This window comes from Microbacterium sp. MYb45 (genome assembly GCF_002979655.1).
In the GTDB taxonomy this organism is placed as follows: Bacteria; Actinomycetota; Actinomycetes; order Actinomycetales; family Microbacteriaceae; genus Microbacterium.
The window spans coordinates 61,137-81,793 of the sequence record NZ_PCPG01000006.1; the positions used below are offsets into that span (position 1 = coordinate 61,137).

At 70.3% G+C, this 20,657-nt stretch carries 20 protein-coding genes and 1 riboswitch; of the genes, 14 read left to right on the plus strand and 6 right to left on the minus strand.

Features of this window, described 5'->3' with window-relative positions; all coding sequences use genetic code 11:
- Positions 1 to 66: 66 nt before the first annotated feature.
- Positions 67 to 178: riboswitch (TPP riboswitch) on the plus strand.
- The 3 genes from CQ034_RS12020 to CQ034_RS12030 all read left to right on the plus strand — a co-directional run bounded on the left by CQ034_RS12020 (position 169) and on the right by CQ034_RS12030 (position 3,064).
- On the plus strand, positions 169 to 813 hold the full coding sequence (locus CQ034_RS12020; RefSeq protein ID WP_105711227.1) for an ECF transporter S component: 645 nt from the start codon (positions 169 to 171) through the stop codon (positions 811 to 813). It overlaps the preceding riboswitch by 10 nt.
- Positions 813 to 2,270, plus strand: coding sequence for an ABC transporter ATP-binding protein (locus tag CQ034_RS12025; protein WP_181156304.1), 1,458 nt, complete (start codon positions 813 to 815; stop codon positions 2,268 to 2,270). The genes CQ034_RS12020 and CQ034_RS12025 overlap by 1 nt, the downstream gene beginning before the upstream one ends.
- Positions 2,267 to 3,064, plus strand: coding sequence for an energy-coupling factor transporter transmembrane protein EcfT (locus tag CQ034_RS12030; RefSeq protein WP_105711228.1), 798 nt, complete (start codon positions 2,267 to 2,269; stop codon positions 3,062 to 3,064). The genes CQ034_RS12025 and CQ034_RS12030 overlap by 4 nt, the downstream gene beginning before the upstream one ends.
- Before the next feature lie 19 nt (positions 3,065 to 3,083).
- On the opposite strand, the gene CQ034_RS12035 is transcribed toward CQ034_RS12030, so the two are convergent.
- A complete protein-coding gene (locus tag CQ034_RS12035) occupies positions 3,084 to 3,818 on the minus strand; it encodes an aminoglycoside 3'-phosphotransferase (protein WP_105711229.1) in 735 nt (244 codons plus the stop codon).
- A gap of 216 nt (positions 3,819 to 4,034) precedes the next feature.
- Here CQ034_RS12035 and CQ034_RS12040 point away from each other — a divergent pair, with 216 nt between their 5' ends.
- Positions 4,035 to 4,793 (plus strand): SDR family NAD(P)-dependent oxidoreductase, encoded by a 759-nt coding sequence (locus CQ034_RS12040; protein ID WP_105711230.1) that lies wholly within the window; start codon positions 4,035 to 4,037, stop codon positions 4,791 to 4,793.
- Positions 4,794 to 4,837: 44 nt separating this feature from the next.
- Positions 4,838 to 5,668 carry an NAD(P)-dependent oxidoreductase gene (locus tag CQ034_RS12045; RefSeq protein WP_029261216.1) on the plus strand — a complete coding sequence of 277 codons (831 nt, stop codon included), beginning with the start codon at positions 4,838 to 4,840 and terminating at the stop codon, positions 5,666 to 5,668.
- Between the two features lie 18 nt (positions 5,669 to 5,686).
- On the opposite strand, the gene CQ034_RS12050 is transcribed toward CQ034_RS12045, so the two are convergent.
- The 5 genes from CQ034_RS12050 to CQ034_RS12070 form a co-directional block, all read right to left on the minus strand.
- A complete protein-coding gene (locus tag CQ034_RS12050; RefSeq protein WP_105711231.1) occupies positions 5,687 to 6,436 on the minus strand; it encodes a sulfite exporter TauE/SafE family protein in 750 nt (249 codons plus the stop codon).
- Positions 6,433 to 7,128: an ankyrin repeat domain-containing protein gene (locus tag CQ034_RS12055; RefSeq protein ID WP_105711232.1), complete on the minus strand. Its 696-nt coding sequence runs from the start codon at positions 7,126 to 7,128 to the stop codon at positions 6,433 to 6,435. Before CQ034_RS12055 ends, CQ034_RS12050 begins: the two co-directional genes overlap by 4 nt.
- Positions 7,129 to 7,169: 41 nt before the next feature.
- A complete protein-coding gene (locus CQ034_RS12060) occupies positions 7,170 to 7,808 on the minus strand; it encodes a bifunctional 4-hydroxy-2-oxoglutarate aldolase/2-dehydro-3-deoxy-phosphogluconate aldolase (RefSeq protein WP_105711233.1) in 639 nt (212 codons plus the stop codon).
- Positions 7,809 to 7,892: 84 nt separating this feature from the next.
- Positions 7,893 to 8,450 carry a ribosomal protein L7/L12 gene (locus CQ034_RS12065; RefSeq protein WP_146114837.1) on the minus strand — a complete coding sequence of 186 codons (558 nt, stop codon included), beginning with the start codon at positions 8,448 to 8,450 and terminating at the stop codon, positions 7,893 to 7,895.
- Positions 8,451 to 8,497: 47 nt separating this feature from the next.
- A complete protein-coding gene (locus tag CQ034_RS12070; protein WP_029261211.1) occupies positions 8,498 to 9,259 on the minus strand; it encodes a GntR family transcriptional regulator in 762 nt (253 codons plus the stop codon).
- A gap of 171 nt (positions 9,260 to 9,430) precedes the next feature.
- On the opposite strand from CQ034_RS12070, the gene CQ034_RS12075 reads away from it, so the two are divergent.
- From CQ034_RS12075 to CQ034_RS12120, 9 genes are all read left to right on the plus strand, one after another.
- Entirely contained in the window at positions 9,431 to 10,132 is a 702-nt protein-coding gene (locus CQ034_RS12075; RefSeq protein WP_051662376.1) for an MgtC/SapB family protein, read from the plus strand.
- Positions 10,133 to 10,204: 72 nt separating this feature from the next.
- Entirely contained in the window at positions 10,205 to 11,113 is a 909-nt protein-coding gene (locus CQ034_RS12080) for a sugar phosphate isomerase/epimerase (RefSeq protein WP_181156305.1), read from the plus strand.
- A complete protein-coding gene (locus tag CQ034_RS12085) occupies positions 11,110 to 12,273 on the plus strand; it encodes a Gfo/Idh/MocA family protein (protein WP_181156306.1) in 1,164 nt (387 codons plus the stop codon). The genes CQ034_RS12080 and CQ034_RS12085 overlap by 4 nt, the downstream gene beginning before the upstream one ends.
- A gap of 62 nt (positions 12,274 to 12,335) precedes the next feature.
- A complete protein-coding gene (locus tag CQ034_RS12090; protein ID WP_105711235.1) occupies positions 12,336 to 13,745 on the plus strand; it encodes an extracellular solute-binding protein in 1,410 nt (469 codons plus the stop codon).
- A 2-nt stretch (positions 13,746 to 13,747) separates the two neighbouring features.
- Entirely contained in the window at positions 13,748 to 14,695 is a 948-nt protein-coding gene (locus CQ034_RS12095) for a carbohydrate ABC transporter permease (protein ID WP_091031549.1), read from the plus strand.
- Complete coding sequence (locus CQ034_RS12100; RefSeq protein ID WP_197021025.1) at positions 14,692 to 15,546, plus strand: carbohydrate ABC transporter permease; 855 nt, start codon at positions 14,692 to 14,694, stop codon at positions 15,544 to 15,546. Before CQ034_RS12095 ends, CQ034_RS12100 begins: the two co-directional genes overlap by 4 nt.
- Complete coding sequence (locus CQ034_RS12105; RefSeq protein ID WP_105711236.1) at positions 15,546 to 16,619, plus strand: ABC transporter ATP-binding protein; 1,074 nt, start codon at positions 15,546 to 15,548, stop codon at positions 16,617 to 16,619. The genes CQ034_RS12100 and CQ034_RS12105 overlap by 1 nt, the downstream gene beginning before the upstream one ends.
- Positions 16,619 to 17,875 (plus strand): CehA/McbA family metallohydrolase, encoded by a 1,257-nt coding sequence (locus CQ034_RS19440; protein WP_146114838.1) that lies wholly within the window; start codon positions 16,619 to 16,621, stop codon positions 17,873 to 17,875. The genes CQ034_RS12105 and CQ034_RS19440 overlap by 1 nt, the downstream gene beginning before the upstream one ends.
- A 49-nt stretch (positions 17,876 to 17,924) precedes the next feature.
- Complete coding sequence (locus tag CQ034_RS12120; protein ID WP_181156307.1) at positions 17,925 to 20,612, plus strand: alpha-mannosidase; 2,688 nt, start codon at positions 17,925 to 17,927, stop codon at positions 20,610 to 20,612.
- The last annotated feature ends 45 nt before the right edge of the window (positions 20,613 to 20,657 follow it).

The window sequence follows — 20,657 nt, forward strand, 5'->3', positions numbered from 1 at the left end:
ATCCCGGGCGCGTTGCGCGGCGCGCAGCCTCGTCGCCCGCGGGGTGTCGTGAGCCGGTAGGCTCTTCAGCACAACCACGGGAGTCCGGCGAGCCGGGCTGAGAGGGAGCGAATCGCGCTTCGACCGTCGAACCTGATCTGGGTCATGCCAGCGCAGGGAGGAGTTCAGATGAGCACGTCCACGTCCACATCGGCGTCCACCAAGGCCCAGGCCACGCCCCCGGCCAGGAGCTTCCTGCGCTGGCGCATCGTCGACATCGTCGTCGCCAGCGTCATCGGTGTCGCCGCCGGCCTGATCTTCCTCGCGTGGAACGTCGGGTACCTCGGCCCGAAGGCCCTGCTCGAGCCGCTGCTCCCCGGCGTCCAGGGCCTCCTCGACGGCCCGTGGCTCTTCGCCGGCGTCCTCGGCGGGCTGATCATCCGCAAGGCCGGCGCGGCGATCTACGTCGAGCTGCTCGCGGCGGTCGTCTCGGCCCTCATCGGCAACCAGTGGGGCGGATTCCTCACTCTCGAAGCCGGACTCGTGCAGGGTCTCGGCGCCGAACTGGTCTTCCTCCTCTTCTTCTACCGCCGCTGGTCGCTGCCGGTCGCGATCCTCGCGGGTGCCGGTGCCGCCCTCGCCGGCGGGATCAACAACCTCGTGCTCTGGTACGCCGGTTCCGGCACCGCCTTCACGACGATCTACCTGATCAGCACGGTCATCTCCGGTGCCGTCATCGCGGGTGCGCTGTCGTGGGTGCTGGCGCGAGGCATCGCCGCGACCGGAGCGCTCGACCGATTCGGCTCCGGGCGCGAGGCACGCGTCCGCGTCTGATGGCGGCGGATCACACCGTCCCCGCCGCCGTCGAGGCGCGCGGCTGGGGGTGGCGCCACGCGAGTCGCCTCGCCTGGGCGCTGAGCGACGTCTCGTTCCGCATCGACCCCGGTGAGCGCGTTCTGGTGCTCGGGGCTTCCGGGGCGGGCAAGTCCACGCTGCTCCACGGTCTCGCGGGCGTGCTCGGCGGCGAGGAGGAGGGCGAGAGCACGGGCGAACTGCTCGTCGACGGTGCTCCCGCCGTCGCCACCCGGGGGCGCGCCGGCCTCGTGCTGCAGGACCCGGACTCGCAGGTGATCCTGGCACGGGCGGGCGACGACGTCGCGTTCGGCTGCGAGAACCTCGGCGTGCCACGGGCGCAGATCTGGCCCCGGGTGGAGGCGGCGCTGGATGCCGTCGGCCTCGATGTGCCGCTGGACCACCCGACCAAGGCGCTCTCCGGCGGACAGAAGCAGCGGCTCGCGCTCGCCGGCATGCTCGCGATGCGTCCGGGGCTCGTGCTGCTCGACGAGCCGACCGCGAACCTCGACCCGGCCGGTGTCGTCGAGGTGCGTGACGCGGTGGAGCGGATGCTGCAGTCGCAGCCGGCGACACTCATCGTCGTCGAGCACCGCCTCGAGGTGTGGCTGCCGCTCATCACACGGGTGATCGTGATCGGCGCCGGGGGAGTGGTGGCAGACGGAGCGCTCGCTGAGGTGCTCGGTGACCAGGGTGCACGACTCGCGGCCGACGGCGTGTGGGTGCCGGGGCACGCCCCCGCCGCCCCGCCGCCCCCGCGCGGGAAACCGGGCGAGACTCTGCTCTCGGCGCGCGGACTCGCCGTCGCCCGCGTCAAGGGACGCCCGGTCGCTACCGGCATCGACCTCGATGTGCGCGCCGGTCAGGTGCTGGCGATCACCGGCCCGAACGGCGCCGGCAAGTCCACGCTCGGACTGACCCTCGCGGGGCTGCTTCCGCCTGCTGCGGGTGACCTGACGGCATCCGCCGTGCTCGCCGCCGGGGCGGACCCCTCGCCGATCCGCTGGGCCTCGCGGGATCTGCTGACCCGCATCGGCATGGTGTTCCAGGAGCCCGAGCATCAGCTGCTCGCGAAGACCGTGCGCGACGAGCTGGCCGTCGGACCGCGCGCGCTCGGGATGGACGAAGACGAGATCGCCGTGCGCAGCGACGAGCTGCTCGCGCGACTGCGCCTGACGCACCTCGCCGCCGCCAACCCGTACACGCTCTCCGGCGGCGAGAAACGTCGCCTCACGGTCGCCGCGGCCATCGCGACCCGGCCGCGGGTGCTCGTGCTCGACGAGCCCACCTTCGGGCAGGACGCCCGCACCTGGGCGGAACTCGTCGCCATGCTCGCGGCGCTCCGCGACGAGGGGTCGGCGATCGTCACGATCACCCACGACCTCGATGTCGCGCGCGCGCTGCACGCCGAGCGGTTCGAACTCGGGGGCGTGTCGTGACCCTGCTCGACACGCAGGCGCGCACCGGAGCCCTCGCCGCCGTCAACCCGGTGGCCAAGCTCGGGGTCAGTGCGCTGATCGCGGTGCCGCTGATCCTGACGCTCGATCCGGTGTCGGCATCCGTCGCGCTCGTGCTGGAGTTCGTGCTCTTCCTGTTCGCCGGAATCGGCTGGCGCGAGTTCTGGATGCGCACCTGGCCGGTCTGGCTCGCCGCACCCCTGACCGGCCTGACCATCGCGCTCTACGGCGAGACGAGCGGCACCGTCTACGTCGACTGGTTCGTGCTGCGGATCAGCGAGGGATCGCTCGCGCTCGCCCTCGCCACGATGCTGCGGGTGCTCGCGATCGCGCTGCCCTCGGTGGTCCTGTTCATCACGGTCGACCCGACCGACCTCGCCGACGGCCTCGGCCAGGTCCTGCGACTTCCCGCCCGGTTCGTGCTCGGGGCGCTCGCCGGGCTGCGGATGGTGGGTCTGTTCCTCGACGACTGGCGTGCGCTCGAGCTCGCCCGCCGGGCGAGGGGCGTGGCCGATCGCGGTCGCATCCGCCGGTTCCTCGGGATGGCGTTCGCGCTGCTCGTGCTGTCGATCCGGCGCGGGGCGAAGCTCGCCACCGCCATGGAGGCACGGGGATTCGGAGCGCCGGGGCGGCGGACCTGGGCGCGCGAGTCACGGTTCGGTGCGGCCGAGTGGATGCTGCTCGCCGTGGGGGCCGCGATCTCCGGCATCGCGATCGCCGCCGCCGTCGCCACCGGGGCGTGGAACTTCATCCTCGGCCCCGGCCCCGGCGCCTGAGCGCGGTGTCAGCGCGGGGTCAGGCGGCGTTCCAGAGCTCGCGGTAGTAGGCGAGGCGCGCGCGGTCGGGCTCGACTCCGTAGGCCTCGATGAGAGCGTCCTCCCAGCCGGGGCCGTAGTTCCACTCGGTGCTCATGGAGGCGACCGCGATGTCGGCCCAGCGGTCGGCCACGCCGAGCAGAGCCAGGTCGACGTGCGCGAGCCAGCGTCCGTCCTCGCCCACCAGTGTGTTCGGGCAGCAGGCGTCGCCGTGGCTGACGACGAGGAGGTCGATCTCGGGCGCGGTCCGGAGCTCGTCCGGCACGACGATCCCGCGCCGTTCGGCGTTCTCGATGCGCGATGACACGCTCCAGTCCCAGGGGCAGTCCGCGACGGGAAGGGCGTCGTGCAGGGCGCGGAGTGCCTCGCCGACGGCACGAACGGCGACCGCGGGTTCGGCGACCCACCGCGGGTCCACGGCGCTCAGCCCGTCGAGCGCGGCCGTGACCATCCACTCGTGCGTCTCGTCGCCGCCGCTCTCGAGCACGGTCGGCACCGTGATCCACTGCGACGCCCACTGCATCCGCTCCGCCTCGTCGCTCAGGGTGAACTCGAGGTTGCGCGGCCCCCATTTGATGAAGAACGGATCGCCCTGGCCGGTGGCACGGAACGTCAGCCCGCCGTAGTCGTTCCGCCACACGCACTCGAGGTCGGCGCCGCGGGCGAGGAGCCGGACGCGATCGGGCACGACGACGTCGTCGGTGGGGATGGTCATGCTCCCATCCTGCCGCAGGCTTCGGACAGGGGACCGATATCTGCGGGAGGCTTCGGACGACGGGACCGTTCTTCGTGGAGGCGGTGTCGTAGGCTCGCTCTGAACGCGCTTCCTGCGGGCGGGTGCCACCCGTTTCGTGGTGGAACCAGGAACCACGTAGGCTGAGACCGCGTTCCAGCGAAGCGTGTCGCAACGACGTTCGAAGGAGAACCTCAGATGCAGATCAGCGGTCAGGGTGCACTCATCACCGGAGGGGCCTCGGGCCTCGGGCTCGCCACCGCGCGCCGGCTCGTCGCCGCGGGAGCCCACGTCACGATCATCGACCTCCCCTCGTCGAAGGGCGCGGAGATCGCGGACGAGCTCGGCGGACTCTTCGTCGCGGCCGACGTCACGAGCGCCGACGAGGTGCAGGCAGCCGTGGCCGCCGCCCAGTCCGCCGCTCCGCTGCGCGTGGTCGTGAACTGCGCCGGCATCGCGCCGCCCGCCAAGGTGCTCGACCGTGAGGGCAATCCCGCGGTGCTCGCCGACTTCGAGCGTGTGATCCGCATCAACCTCGTCGGCACGTTCAACGTCATCTCCCAGGCATCGGCCGTGATGGCCCGGAACGAGCTGCACGACGAGGAGCGCGGCGTCATCGTCAACACCGCGAGCGTCGCGGCTTTCGACGGACAGATCGGCCAGCCCGCCTACTCCGCGTCCAAGGGTGGGGTGCACGCGATGACCCTCCCCGTGGCACGCGAACTCGCCCGCCACGGCATCCGCGTGTGCACGATCGCCCCCGGCATCATGGAGACCCCGATGCTGATGGGCCTCCCGCAGGCAGCTCAGGACTCCCTCGGCCAGCAGGTCCCCTTCCCGTCGCGCCTCGGTCGCCCCGACGAGTACGCCGCCCTCGTGCAGCAGATCGTCGAGAACGGGTACCTCAACGGCGAGACCATCCGTCTCGACGGCGCCATCCGCATGGCCCCGAGATGACCGCAGCCCCCACTTCCCGTCGCGATCAGAACCCAGGAGAAACCATGTCCCTTGCCGGAAAGACCATCCTGATGTCGGGCGGCAGCCGCGGAATCGGACTCGCCATCGCGCTGCGGGCGGCCGCCGACGGGGCGAACATCGCCATGCTCGCGAAGACCGACACCCCGCATCCGAAGCTCGAAGGCACCATCCACACCGCCGCCGAGCAGATCCGGGCAGCCGGCGGCAACGCACTCCCGATCGTCGGCGACGTGCGCGACGACGACGACATCACCGAAGCGGTGATGAAGACGCAGGGCGAGTTCGGCGGCATCGACATCGTCATCAACAACGCCAGCGTCATCGACCTCTCCCGCTCGCTCGACCTGGGGGCCAAGAAGTACGACCTGATGCAGGACGTCAACGTGCGCGGCACCTTCATGCTGTCCCGCGCGGCCGTGCCGATCCTGAAGGATGCCGAGAATCCCCACATCCTCTCGCTCTCGCCGCCCCTGAACCCGAGCCCGAAGTGGCTCGGCGCGCACACGGGATACACCTTGGCGAAGTTCGGCATGACGCTGGCGACGCTCGGTCTCGCGGCGGAGTTCGCGCGCGACGGGATCGCCGCCAACACGCTGTGGCCCCGCACCACGATCGCGACCGCGGCGGTGCAGAACCTTCTTGGCGGCGACAAGGTCATGGCCGCGAGCCGCACACCCGAGATCTATGCCGATGCCGCGTACGCCGTGCTGCTCAAGCCCGCGGCGTCGTACACCGGGCAGTCGCTCATCGTGGAAGACGTGCTCGAGGCCGACGGCGTGACCGACTTCTCTGGCTACGCCGCGATCCCCGGTACACCCGACAGCGCGCTGTTCCCGGACATCTTCCTCGACTGAGGGTGGGCGCCCGAGCGCTCAGATCAGCAGGTACACCGCGCCGAGGACCGTCAGCACGATCACGATGCGGTCGAACACGCGCTGGTTCATGCGCCGCGCGACCCGCAGGCCGAGCAGGGCGCCGATCACCACGAGCGGGGCGAGCACGGCATCCATCAGCAGCACCGGCGCGTGGAAGAGCCCGAGGCCGGCGAGGAACGGCACCTTGATCACGTTGATGATGGCGAAGAACCACGCCGAGGTGCCGAGGAACACCTGCACGGGCGTGCGGGTAGCCAGGAAGTACATCGACATGACCGGTCCGCCCGCGTTGGCGACCATGGTCGTGAAACCACCGAGCGTGCCGTAGGCGCCCGCGAGCACGATGCCGCCCGACGGCGGGGCCGCCGCGTCGGCCTTGCTCTGCCGCCACCGGCGCCAGAGGGTCACGGCGATCATCAGGAGCAGGATCACGCCGATGGCCCGGCGGACCACCCCGTCACCGGCGAGTGCGAGGAACGCGAACCCGACGAGGAGCCCCGCGATCACCGCGGGGGCGAGGCGCAGCAGCGTCGGCCAGTGGGCGTGCCGGCGGTAGGCGAAGAGCGCGAACAGGTCGCCCACCATGAGCAGCAGCAGGGTCGCGGCCGTCGAGGTGCGGGCGGGCAGCACCGCGGCGAACAGGGCGATGGCCAGGATGCTGCCGCCGGGCAGTGCCGTCTTCGAGATGCCGATCGTGACCGCGGCCACGGCGAGGGCGGCCCAGGCCCACGGGTCGAGGGCGATCACCGTTCGAGCTCGGCGACGATCGCGTCGTAGCCGCGGTTCCTCGCGAGGTCGACCGGCAGCACACCGTCGCCGTCGCGGATACCGGTGTCCGCCCCGCCGTCGATGAGCGCGCGCACGACCTCGACGTAGCGGGAGGAGCCGTCGCCGAGCACGATCGCCTCGTGCAGCGCCGTCCAGTTCAGGTTGTTGACGTGGTTCGGGTCGACACCCGCCTCGAGCAGGATCTCGACCGTCGACAGCAGTCCGCGTTCGGAGGCCGGGATCAGGGCGGTGCCCCCGAAGCGGTTCGTGCTCGTCAGGTCGGCGCCGCTCTCGAGCGTCAGACGCAGGATCTCGTCGTGCCCGCGGGCGCCGGCGTACAGGTAGGCGGAATCCTGGATGTCGTCCTTCGCGTTCACGTCGGCGCCGGCCTCGATGAGCACCCGTGCCGCGTCGACCTGATTCCCCTTGGTCGCCGCGACCAGGGCGGTCATGCCGCCGTCGCCCCGCGCCTCGATCGCCGCTCCCGCATCGAGGGCCGCGCGAACGGCATCCGCGTCTCCGCTGGCGGCGGCGACGAGCAGGTCCTGAGTGGCGTCGGACATGGAGACCTCCGGTGTCGGTGCGGGCGGGGCAGGGTTCGCGGTGCAGGCCGCCGCGGTCAGCAGGACGGCGACGAGTGCACTGAGGAAGAGAGTCGGTCGCGCACGCATGCGTCTGGTATACCAAACGAGGCTGAACGCCGCCGGGTCGATCAGCCGCGAGCGGCGGTGAGCGCTGCCGTGAAGCGGGCGGCGCGCTGCTCAATGTCCGCCCAGTCGGATGCCGCGATCGATGCGCCGTTGGCCAGGTCGCCGCCGGCGCCGACCGCGACGGCACCCGCCGCGAACCAGGCTGCGAGGTTGTCGGGGCTCACGCCGCCGGTCGGCATGAGCGGGGCGTCGGGGAACGGTCCGCGCAGCGCGCCGAGGTACGACGGACCTCCCAGCGACGCCGGGAAGATCTTCACCACGTCGACGCCGAGTTCGAGTGCGCTCATGACCTCGCTGGGTGTCATGGCCCCGGTCATCACGACGCGATCGGTGTCGAGCATCGTGCGGGTCAGGTGGGGGAGCGTGCCGGGGCTGACGAGGAACTCCGCCCCCGCATCCGCGGCTGCCGCTGCCTGCGCGGCGGTCGTCACGGTTCCGGCGCCGATGTACGCGGCGTCACCGTGGCGGGTGATGAGCTCGCGGATCACGGCGGGCGCGTCGGGCGTCGAGAAGGTCACCTCGATACCGGTGACCCCACCGCGGATGATCGCCTCGGACGCCTCCAGGGCCAGCTCGGGGGACGAAGCGCGGAGCACGGCGAGGATGCCGGTGCGGCGGGCGCGGTCGAGACGGTCGGTCATGAGGCTCCTTGTGATCGGGGACGGTTCCATTCTCCCTCGCCGGGGAGACCGCTTCCGCGCACCGCGGGTGCCGGGCCGTCGCGCTCAGCTGCGGTGCGGTGCCCAGGCGTCGATCAGGAGCTTCGACTCCTTGAGGCCGAGGCCCGTCTGCTCCCGGAGCAGCTTGATCGCGCCGATCCGGGAATCGCGGGCGATGAGCGCATCGATCTCGGATGCCACGGATGCCGGCAGCGAGGCGCGCACGGTCGACGGCGTCAGCGCGCTCGGGGTGATGGCGGAGTGCACGGCGGTGGCGTTCGACACGGCGGCGAGGTGCGGCGCGGTCGTGCTGGCCGACCAGTGCTCCACGCGATCCTTCGCCTCTTTCAGGCCCACGCCGGTGTGGTCGCGGTAGAGCTTGATAGCGTGGATCTTGTGCCCCGCTCCGACGAGCCGGTCGATCTCGGCGACGACGTCGGGCGTGAGTCCGGAGGTGGGTGCCGATGCCGAGGAGGCGGGCGCGGAGCGCGGTGTCGCGGCCGTCGGTGTGAAGACCTGCGGCTCCGGCAGCTTCGGCCGCATTCCGCGCAGCGCGACGGCCAGGATCGCGACGACGACGATCAGGCCGACGACGATCCCGATGATCCACAGCGCGTCATCCATGGGGTCAGTCTACGGAGGCGACATCCGCCGCCCCAGGGGCTTGCGGACTACTTGGCGACGAGCGTGGTCTCGAAGCGGTAGAGGTCGGGCCGGTAGCAGTGGTGTCCGAACTCGATCGCCGCGCCGGACTGGTCGAACGAGATGCGCTCCATCGTCAGCAGCGGCCCGCCGGCTTCGATCTCCAGCAGCTCGGGCTCGTCCGCCTCCGCCCGCCGCGCTCCGATCTTCTGCTTGGCGACGCGGATGGCGACGCCGCGCGCACGCAGCACCTGGTAGAGGCCGCGGGATTCGAGCTGCTCCGACGAGATGTTCGCGAACTCGCCCGGCAGGTAGTTCTCCAGCACGGCGACGGGGACGCCGTCGGTGCTGCGTCGTCGGCGCAGGTGCAGCACCTCGGTGCCGGGGGCGAGTGCCAATGCGGCCGCGACCTCGTCGGATGCCGCGATGACCTCGTGGGTGAGCACCTGCGTCCCCGGTTCGTGATGGGCGCTCTGCAGGTCTTCGAACAGGCTGGTGAGCTCGACCTGGCGCGTGACGGATCCCTGCACGACCTGGGTGCCGATGCCGCGGCGTCGCACGAGCAGACCCTTGTCGACGAGTTCCTGGATGGCGCGTCGGATGGTGGGTCGCGACAGGCCGAGCTGCTCGGCGATCGAGACCTCGTTCTCGAGGCGGGCGCCGGCGGGGATGGCGCCGGATTGGATCGCGCTCTGGAGGCGGGTCGAGACCTGGAAGTAGAGCGGGACGGGTCCCGTGCGGTCGATGTCGGCGAACAGATCGTTCGGCCACGGAGTGACGAGATCGGCCATGGTGCTCCGCTTTCTGTGAGGGAGTCATATTGTAGCGACAATCATACGATCGCCTATGTCGGCTCATTTTCGGCGGATCCGGGCGGTGAGGCGCGCGGAGACATCGGTTCCGAGGGCCACCTGGCTCGTGAAATGCATAAAGTGCTATTGTTCGGACATGGTGGAGTTCTCGTGAGCATCGTGGGGGATCCGCACCTGCTCGTGGAGCTCGGGCTCCTCGCCCTGGCATTCGTCCTCTCGCTCGCCGTCGGGGTCGAGAGGTCGCGCAAGCTCAAGAGCGCAGGGCTGCGGACGCACGTCCTGGTGGGGATCGGCTCGGCGATTTTCACGCTGATCTCGGCGTACGGATTCGAGGGAGTGCTCGGCCCGGACGTGGCCGTCGATCCCTCTCGCATCGCGGCGCAGGTGGTCTCCGGCATCGGCTTCCTCGGCGCCGGCGTCATCTTCGTGCGCAACAACGCCGTCTCCGGGCTGACCTCCGCCGCGACCATCTGGGTTGTGGCGGCGATCGGCATGGCGTGCGGGGCCAACATGCCGCTGCTGGCGATCGCCGGCACGGGGCTGCACCTGCTGACGGTCGGACCCCTGTCCCGCGTGCGTGATCGTGTGCGCCCCGAGCCGGAGCGGCTGCGGGTCACGCTGCAGTACGAGTCCGAGCGCGGCGCCATCCGCGAGGTGCTCGCCGCCGCTGAGCGCCGCGGTCTTCCCGCCACCCTCCTCGGTGCCGCGCGGATCCACGGGGACTCTGACATGCGCGCGACGCTCGAGTTCGCGGAGGCTTCCCCCGAGATGAGGTCGGAGCTGATCGACGCGATCGCGCGACTCGACGGGGTGCGATCCGTCGTCGTCCAGGGCTTCTCGGACGACGATTGATGCATATGTAATTACCTGCTAACATTTTCACCGGGCCTCGGGTCTGACCGTTCAATGGAGAAAGGAAATCGAGTGATCCGTATCGCGAATGCGCCGGTGAGCTACGGAGTCTTCGAGCTGGCTCGGCCGGATCTCGTCGCTCTCCCCGAAGGGGAGGAGCTCGCGCGCTGGATCAGCGAAGCCGGCTACCAGGGCATCGACCTCGGTCCGGTCGGCCTCCTCGGTCGCGGGGCGGATCTCACGGAGCGCCTGCAGAGGTACGGCCTCGAGCTCGCCGGCGGATGGATCGATCTGCCCTTCGCGGGCACCGATGACGAATTCGAGCGCGCGCTCGCCGACCTCGACGGCATCCTCGACGTCTTCGTCGCCGCCGCCGAGACCGGCCCCGTCCTCGCCCCGCTCCCGACCCTCGCCGACTCCGGCAGCGCCGAGCGCAAGGCGCGCCCCGGTGGTGCTCCCGAGCTCACGCTCCGCGGCGACGACTGGGCCCGGTTCGCCGATCGCGTGAACATCACGACTGCCCGGGTGCGCGACCGCGGCCTCGAGCCCACGTTCCACCACCACGCCTGCACCTACGTGGAGACACCGGAAGAAGTCGTCGCCCTGCTCGAGACGACCGATGTCGGACTCACCTTCGACTCCGGTCACCTCCTCATCGGCGGAGGCGACCCGCTGCCCGACTACCGTCGCTGGCGCGACCGCATCAACCACCTGCACCTGAAAGACGCACGCACGCAGATCCTGCGTGAGGCGCTGCAGACCGACGACCCGATGCGGTCGGTGTGGGAGAAGCGCGTCTTCGTGCCCCTGGGCGAAGGCGACCTCGCCGTCACCGAGCTCGTCGACGAGATCATCGACAGCGGATACGACGGATGGCTGATCGTCGAGCAGGACGTGGTTCCCCGCTCCGCCGCCGAGGTCGAGCAGGCCAAGGCCGAGCAGATCGCCAATCGCGACGCCCTCCGGAAGTGGTTCGCATGAGCATCACCCGCGTCGCCGTCATCGGTCTGGGAGCGATCAGCCAGAGCGTCCACCTGCCGCTGCTGCGCCGGAACGCCGAGAGCTTCGAGATCGCCGCCCTCGTCGACCTCTCCGCCGAGCGCACCGCCGACATGGCCGCCCGCTACGGAGTCGCCGACGACCGTCGGTTCTCGTCCGTCGACGCCCTGATCGCCGCGAAGGACGAGGGCGCGCTCGTGATCGACGCCGCCATCCTCGCCACCACGGGCTCCCACGCCGGCGACACGCTGCGCCTGGTGCGAGCCGGCATCCGGGTGCTCGCCGAGAAGCCCCTCGCCTACTCGCTCGGCGAGCTCGACGCGCTCGCCGCCCACGCCGCCGAGGCGGGGATCGATCTGCGCGACTGGGTGCGCGTCGGCTACATGAAGGAGTACGACCTCGCATCGCTCCGAGCGAAGGAGCTCCTCGCCGACGTCGACCTGCGCGCGGTGAGCGTGCAGGTGATGCACCCGCTGGACGGTTCCCAGCTCGCGTACGCCCGCCTCGCGGCGCCCACCGGAGACGTCTCCCGCGACACCCTCGCTCCGCTGATCGACGCCACGTCGGCGATCGTCGACTCGGCCGTCGGCTCCGACCTCCCCGTCGACCTGCGCACGCTCTACACGAACGTCGTGCTCGGCTCGATCGTCCACGACGTCGGACTGCTGCGCATGCTCGTCGGGGGTCTGGGCGACGTGGACTTCGCGCAGCACTGGGGGCGGAAGATGCCCGGTTCGGTCCACCTGCGCGGTGCGCTCGCCCGTGACGAGACCCCGTGGACCCTCGACTGGCACTACATCGACGCCTACCCCGACTACCAGGAGACCGTCACCTTCCACCACGAGACCGGCTCGATCGAGCTCGTCTTCGGGGTGCCGTATGTGACCAACCTCCCCACGATCCTCCGTGTGACCGAGAACCACCCGGAGCTGGGTATCCGCGTGAGCGAATCGCGCTGGATGCAGCAAGAGGCTTTCGAGAACGAGCTGTTCGCGCTGGCGGCACTGGTCCGCGGCGAGCGCCCCGACGGGGCGAGCGTCGAGGAGTCGATCGCCGATGTGCGCGTCGGGCAGCGGATGATCCGCGCGCTCGCGCTCTCGAAGGGCTTCGCACTCGACCCGAGCGCCGAAGCCGCGCAGTAGTCACCCCCACCCGAGACCGAGCGGCATCCGCTCGGCGATCAGCGACACAGAAAGGTCCAGAAATGGTCACGAATGGAAAGCGCCGCCTTCTTGCGGCGTTCGCCCTCACCACTGTCGGTGCGGTCGTCCTCGCCGGCTGCTCCGGAGGATCAGAGCCGGAGGCTGAGGAGGAATCCGGACCGGTCACCCTCACCCTCACGACCAACTCCATCACCGGCGGCAAGAACGCCGCCGAGGCAGATTGGATCGCGGACTGGGTCATCCCCGAGTTCGAGAAGGCCATGAAGGCGGAGGATAAGGACGTCACCGTCGAGTTCCAGCCCCAGGGCGTCGACGACGAGGACTACAAGACCAAGATCGCCCTCGACCTGCAGTCGGGCAAGGGCGCCGACATCATCGGCATGGACGGCATCTGGGTCGGCGAGTTCGCCGAGGCCGGGTACATCAAGCCGCTCGCCGATGTCGGCGGAGACGCGGTCGACGACTGGGACGGCTGGGCGCAGATCCCGGATGCCGTGCAGAACGCCCTCTCGTTCGACGGCGACCGCTACGGGGTGCCGCAGGGCGCCGACGGCCGCGTGCTCTACTACAACAAGGATCTCTTCGCGCAGGCGGGGCTCGACGAGGACTGGGCTCCCGAGAGCTGGGACGACATCCTCGACGCGTCGCGCGACCTCAAGAAGCTCGACGGCGTCACCCCGATCCAGCTCAACGCCGGCACGGCGATGGGCGAGGCGACCACCATGCAGGGGCTGCTGCCCATGCTGGTCGGCACCGGCGAGCAGGTGTACGAGGACGGCAAGTGGATCGGCGCGACCGACGGCATGGAGAAGGCGCTCGACCTCTACGAGACCATCTACGTCGACGAGGGCCTCGGCGACCCGGTCCTCCAGCAGGAGGCCTCGGGACGCGACACCTCGTTCCAGCTCTTCGCCGAGGGCAAGATCGGCATCCTGCTCGAGGGCGACTACTTCTGGCGCTCCGTGATCAACCCCGAGGAGGGTGTGGGAACCGCCCCCATGGTCGACCGGGACAGCGCCGTCGGCTACGCCAAGATCCCGGCGGTCGAGCCCGGCGAGGGCATCGACGGTCAGGACTTCGTCTCGATGTCCGGCGGAACCGGTCGTGTGCTCAACCCCAACTCGAAGCACGCCGAACTCGCGTGGGAGCTGCTCGCCTTCATGAACTCTCCCGAGGCGTATGAGGCGCGTGCCGCCGGCACCCTGGCGATCTCGCCCCGCAACGACGTGAACGAGAAGCTGCTCTCCTCCGACCCGATGCTCACCTTCGTCAGCGAAGAGGTGCTGCCGATCACGGCCTACCGTCCGGGACTCGCGGCCTACCCGCAGGTGTCGGTGCTGCTGCAGCAGGCCACGCTCGACGTCGCCACCGGAACCTCGGTCGACGATGCACTGAAGACCTACGTCCGTGGTCTCGAAGGCGTCGTGGGTCCGGACGCGATCTCCGAGTGACCATGACGCAAGCAACGATGCCGGCGGGGAGCGTCACCACTCCCCGCCGGCGCCGCGCAGAGGATGTCGCGGGTCTCGGTCGGGCCAGGGCCACGCTCTTCGCGGCGCCCGGTCTGCTCCTGATCGGACTGTTCCTCCTCTTCCCGGCGATCTGGACCGTCTACCTCGGCATGACCAACTACCGGTTGACCGGCTTCGCCGCCGCCAACCCGGAGTTCATCGGCCTGGACAACTTCTCCACGGCTCTCAACGATCCGCGCTTCTGGAACTCCCTGTGGCTCACGCTCGTCTTCGTGCTCGTCTCGGGCATCATCGGGCAGACGATCCTCGGCTTCGCGCTGGCCTGGATGCTGCGCAACGTGCGTGCGGGGGTGAAGACCTTCATCGAGACGCTCGTGCTGGCCGCCTGGGTCATCCCCGCCTCGGTCGCCTCGTTCCTCTGGCTCGCGCTCCTGGATCGGCGCACCGGCACCCTGAACTCCCTCCTCGGCACCGAGGGGGCGGCGTGGCTGATCGAGCACCCGATGGAGTGCATCATCATCTTCAACATCTGGGTCGGGACCGCGTTCTCGATGCAGCTGTTCTCCTCGGCGATCAGCGCCGTGCCGCCGTCGCAGCTCGAGAGCGCCCGCATGGTCGGCGCCAACACGTGGCAGCAGCTGCGCGACGTCATCCTGCCCAATATCAAGGGCCACCTGCTGACCAACACCCTGCTGATCACGCTGTGGACGTTCAACACCTTCACGCCCTACCTGCTCACCGCGGGCGGGCCGAACGGTCAGACCGACATCCTGTCGGTGTACATCTACCAGACCGCCATCCCCGGCGGGCAGCTGGGTCTCGGCGCAGCGATCTCGCTCATCATGCTCCTCATCAACCTCGTGATCGCGCTGATGTACACGCGCGTCTCGCGGGGTAAGAGCACCAAGAAGAAGAAGGTGACCTCATGATGACCACCATCAAGACGGTCGTGCGCGACCGCTCGGTGACCCACTTCGTCTCGCGGATCCTGTTCACGGTCGTGCTCGTCATCGTGTCGCTGTTCTTCGCGCTGCCGATGGTGTGGCTGATCCTGGCTCCGTTCGACGCGACCCCGTCGCTGACGGTGTCGTGGCCGGACTGGACGCTCGACAACTTCGCGCGGCTGGTCGAGAACCCGTACGCGATGAAGTCGATCCTCAACTCGCTGATCCTCGGCGTCGGCACCATGGCGCTCGTGATCGTCCTCGGCGCCCTGGCGTCGTATGCGATGAGCCGGATCAGCATCCCCGGCCGCGACGGCATCCTCTACGGTCTGCTGCTGCTCTCGTCGATCGTGACGGGGACGGCGGCCATGGTGCCGACGTTCCAGCTCATCAACCAGCTGCAGCTGATCAACACGCACGTCGGCGTCATCCTGGTGCTGGCGGGCGGGATCCTGCCGACGGTGATCTTCATCCTCAAGGACTTCATGGACTCGATCCCGAAGTCGTACGAGGAGTCGGCGCGGCTGTACGGCGCCGGCCCGTTCCGCATCCTCAAGGACATCGTGGTGCCGATCGCCCGCCCGGGTCTCGCGTTCATCGCGATCTGGACGATCGTGCAGGTCTGGGGCAACTTCCTCGTTCCGTTCCTGCTGCTGCGCACGCCCGACATGCAGCCGGCCGCCGTGCTCATGTACACCTTCTACACCGAGAGCGGCCAGGCCGACCTCCGACTGATCTCGGCGTTCTCGCTGGTGTTCTCGGTGCCTGTCCTGCTCATCTACTTCTTTGTGAACCGTCGCTACGGTTTCCGCTTCCACGGAGGGATCAAGTCCTGATGGCCGCCATCATTGCAACCGAACTCGTCAAGGAGTACCCCGGCGGGGTGCGCGGCGTCGACAGTGTCGACGTCGAGATCGCGGACGGCGAGTTCTTCGCGCTCCTCGGCCCCTCCGGCTGCGGGAAGACCACGCTGCTGCGGTCGATCGCGGGTCTGGAGAGCATCACCTCCGGAAAGCTCACGATCGGCGAGAAAGACGTCACGAATGCGGAGCCGGGCGAGCGCGGCGTCGCGATGGTCTTCCAGGACTACGCGCTGTTCCCGCACATGGACGTGGGCGACAACATCGCCTACCCGCTGCGGATCCGCCGCGTGGGGAAGACCGAGCGCCGCACCACGGCCGAGTCGGTCGCGAACGGACTGTCGCTGAACGGACTCATCGAGCGCCGCCCCGGCCAGCTCTCCGGTGGTCAGCAGCAGCGCGTGGCTCTCGCCCGCGCCGTCGCGACCCGGCCAGACGTGCTGCTGCTCGACGAGCCGCTGTCGAACCTCGACGCCCGGCTGCGCCTCGAGGCGCGCACGTTCCTCAAGGAGCTGCAGCGCGACCTGGGTGTCACGACTGTGTTCGTGACCCACGACCAGGCCGAGGCGCTCGCGCTCGCCGACCGGATCGCCGTCATGAAGTCCGGCAAGCTGCAGCAGATCGGCTCGCCGCGCGAGATCTTCCACCGCCCGAACAACACGTTCGTCGCAGGGTTCATCGGCTCGGTGCCGATGAACCTGCTCGAGACCGCGGTCTCGGGCGCAACCGTGCGGATCGGTGAGTCCGACGTGGCGGTGCCCGCCGAAGCCGCCGCCGCCGCGCGCGACGGCCAGACCGTGATCTGGGGCATCCGTCCCGAGTACCTGCGCTGGTCGACCGAGCCCGTCGAGGGCGGTATCGCCGCCGAGGTCGTCGTGACCGAGACCCTCGGTGCGACGAGCCTGGTGCTCGTGAGTGCGGGGGAGCACAAGTTGCAGGTCGTCGTGCCCGAGGAGCAGGAGCCGGCGCCGGGCGACCGCGGCTGGATCGTCCCGCAGCTCCACCGTGTGCTGCTGTTCGACGCCGAGAGCACCGAGCGGATCGGCTGATGAGCACCATCCGCACCACCCTCCACCTCACCCACGAGATCCAGAACGCCGACCGCTACGTGCGGGTGCCGTTCGACGTGCCCGCGGGCACCGACTCGCTCGAGGTGCGCATCTCCTACGACAGCGAGGCGGCGGTGATCGACCTCGGCTGCGAGGGCGCCGCAGGGTGGCGCGGATGGTCGGGCGGAGCGCGGACCGCGTACGTGATCCGCACCGACGACGCCACGCCCGGGTACCTGCCGGGGCGTCCCGAGGAGGGCGAGTGGAATGTGATCCTCGGCGTGCACCGGCTGAGTGCCGGCGGCGCCGACATCACGGTCGAGATCTCGCTCCCCGCGGAGTCGACGATCGATCACGGACCGGATGCGGCTCCCGTGACCGGGGTCCCGCGGGGGAGTTCGAGAAACCTCCCGGCGCCCGCCGGCCTGCGCTGGTTCGCCGGCGACTTCCACGCCCACACCCTCCACTCCGACGGCCGCGAGAGCATCTCGGGGCTCGCCGCACTGGGCGCGAGGGCCGGGCTCGACTTCCTCGCCGTCACCGACCACAACACCACCAGCCACCACGCGCACCTCCCGGTTGTCGGGATGCAGCACGCCATCACGCTGCTCCCCGGGCAGGAGGTGACCACGCACCGCGGTCACGCGAACGCCTTCGGCGACATCGGCTGGATCGACTTCCGCCGCCCCGCGCAGGAGTGGGTCGACGAGGTCGAGCGCCGCGGCGGCGTGCTCAGCGTGAACCACCCGATCTCGGGCGACTGCTCGTGGCTGCATCCGCTGGAGCGCACCCCGCGGGCGATCGAGCTGTGGCACTCGACCTGGTATCGGGAGCTCATCGCGACCTCGCCGCTCGCCTTCCACGAGCGGTGGGACAAGGATGCCGTGCTCCTCGGCGGCGCCGACTTCCACATGCAGAGTCAGGGCGTCGGCCCGGGCACCCCGACGACCTGGGTCGCGGCGGAGGATGCCTCGCCCGAGGCGATCCTCGCCGGAGTCGCCGCCGGGCGCACCGCCATCATGGGCGGGGTGACCGTGCGCGACGGGCTCACCGCACCGGACCTCTTCACCGCCCCCGTGCTCCTGCGCATCGAGGACGAACTGCTCGCCATCGATGCCGACGGTCTGATCCTCGTCGACGGTGCCGGCAAGCGCCGCTCGGTGCACGGTGATCGCGTCGCGTTCCCGGCCGCGCGCTCCGCCGGCCCCCACTACCTGCTGTACCCCGACCGCAGCATCGCCGCTCTGTGCGCCTGACCGGCCGCACGCCCCACAGCTTTCCCCAGAGAATCAGGAGTCCCCGCCCGTGACCAGTGAGATCGTCGTCGTCCCCCACACCCACTGGGACCGCGAGTGGTACGAGCCGCACGATGTATTCCGTCTGCGCCTGGTGCACATGCTCGACCGGCTGATCGGCATCCTGGAGGCGGAGCCGGAGTACCGGTTCACGCTCGACGGACAGGCCGCGGCGATCGAGGACTACCTCGAGATGCGCCCGGACATGCGCGACCGGGTCGTGGCGCTGGTCGAGCGGGAGCAGCTCAGCGTCGGTCCGTTCCTCATCCTCCTCGACGAGTTCGGCTGCGACGGCGAGACGATCATCCGCAACCTCGAGCTCGGCCGCGCCGCGAGCGCCCGCCTCGGACGCACGATGCCCGTCGGCTACCTCCCCGACATGTTCGGCCACGCGGCCCAGATGCCGCAGATCCTGTCCGGCTTCGGCATCCGCCACAGCGCCCTCTGGCGCGGCGTCCCCGCCGACATCGCCGAGCACGCCTTCTCCTGGGTCGCCCCCAACGGCGACGCCGTGCGGTGCGAGTACCTCTTCGACGGCTACGGCAACGGCCTCGACATGTTCGCCCTGCCGGGGCAGCTGCCCGAACTCGCCCCCGACTACGCCGCCCGCACCGCATCCTGGTACGGCGACGACCCGGTACTCGCGATGCTGGGCACCGACCACTCGGCGCCGCCCGAGGATCTCGCCGAGGTCATCCGCGACTACGACGCGGGCGGGCGCGAACCGCACCTCTCGATCGCGACGCTCGACGGCCACCTCGCCCGCTACGCGACGGATGCCGCCACCCTCGCCGCCCTCCCGCAGGTGCACGGTGAGATGCGCTCGCACGCCCGCGGCAACCTCCTCCCCGGCGTCTTCTCCATCCGCACGAACCTCAAGCGCGAGATGGCCCGCTCCGAGCAGGCGCTCACCGCCGCCGAGCGCCTCGACCTGATGTACGGCACCCGCGACCACCGCTCCTTCTTCGACACGGCCTGGTACCGGATCGTGGAGAGCACCGCGCACGACTCCGTGACCGGATGCGGCGTCGACGCGACGGCCGAGCAGGTGGGCACGCGCATCCACACCGCCGGCCACATCGCCCGCGGCGTGATCGACACCGTGCTCCGCGACGTCTCGACGGCCGTCTCGCCCGCGCTGCACCTCGTGTTCAACCCCTCGGGCTTCACGCGGCGCGCGCAGGTCGAGGTCACGCTGCACGGGGTCGACGCGGGCTCGCTCTCCGCGGGCGTGCAGCTGCTCGACCCGCTGACCACCGTCCTCGGTGACGAGCGGATGCGCACGGCCGACCTGCCGAAGATCCTCCGCCGCATCCACGGCCGCGAGCTCTTCGGCCAGCAGATCAACGGATACGAGTGGGGCGAGCGGTCGCTGCGCTTCCAGGTCGCCGAGAGCCCGCAGGGCGTGTGGGACCTGGCCGCGTTCACCGTCGAGCTCGAGGAGCGCGTCGCCGCGGATGCCGCGGGCGACGACGTCTGGCACGTCGAGACCATCGCCGACCCCCGGCACCGGGCGCTCCTGGCCGTCGACGTCGACGGGCTCGCGCTCGCCGCGGTCGGCGAGACCACGGCGCCGGCATCGGCCGACGCGGTCACCGTGACGAGCGGATCGCTCTCGAACGGGGCCCTCACCGCGACCGTGAACGCCGACGGCACCGTCCGCATCGACGGCGCGGACGGCTCGTCGATCGACGGCGCGCTCGCTCTCGTCGACGACGGCGACTGCGGCGACTCGTACAACTACGGTCCGGTCGATGCGGCATCCGCCGTCTCGACGCCCTCGTCGGTCGAGGTGACCGTGCTCGAGGAGGGGCCGCTGCGCGGACGCATCCGCATCCGCCGGGTCTACGACCTGCCGGAGCGCTTGGACGCGGACCGCCGGCGCTCGACCTCGACGGTGCCGCTCGTGACCGAGACCACGATCGAGCTGCGCGAGGGCGAGGGCTTCCTGCGCGTCGGCATCGACTACGTGAACACCGCCTCCGACCACCGGCTCCGGGTGCTGGTGCCCGTCGACGGCGCCGGGCTCGACTCCTCCCGCAGTGCCGGGCAGTACGGCACGACCGTGCGCGGACGCGAGGCCGAGGGGGGCTGGGGCGAATTCCCGCTGCCGACCTATCCGGCGTACCGCTTCGCCGCGGCGGGCTCGACCGCGGTGCTGGTGCAGAAGCTGTCGGAGTACGAGCTGGTGTCGACGGCCGACGCGCCGGATGCTCTCGCGGTCACGCTGTCGCGCTCGGTCGGGATGATGAGCGTGAACGTGCACCCGCTGCGCGACGAGCCGGCCGGATCCGAGATCCCCGTGCCGGGCGCCCAGTACCTCGGGGTCGCCGTGCACACCGATCTGGCGATCCTGGTCGGCGCCGACGATGCGACCGCGGTGCGCGCCGCCGATCTCTTCCGGCACGACCCGCTCGTGGTCCGCGGTTCGGGTGCGGCCGACGGCCCGCTGCCCGAGGCGGCGTTCCCCGTGCGGCTGTCGGGTGATGTGGTGCTGGAGTCGGCGCGACGCGTCGGCACCGAGGCCGAGCTCCGGTTCGTGAACTACCTGACCGAGGAGCGCGAGGTGGCGTTCACGTCACCCGGCGACTGGGCGCGGGTCGACCTGGCCGGTGAGGTGCAGGACGGCGCCTTCGACGCGGCGGCTGCTCGTGCCGTCGGCGGCGGGATGCTCAGCATCCGCCGGGTGATCGACTGATCTCGGCAAGAGAGCGACTAAGTGCTAATGTTAAGACAAATGATC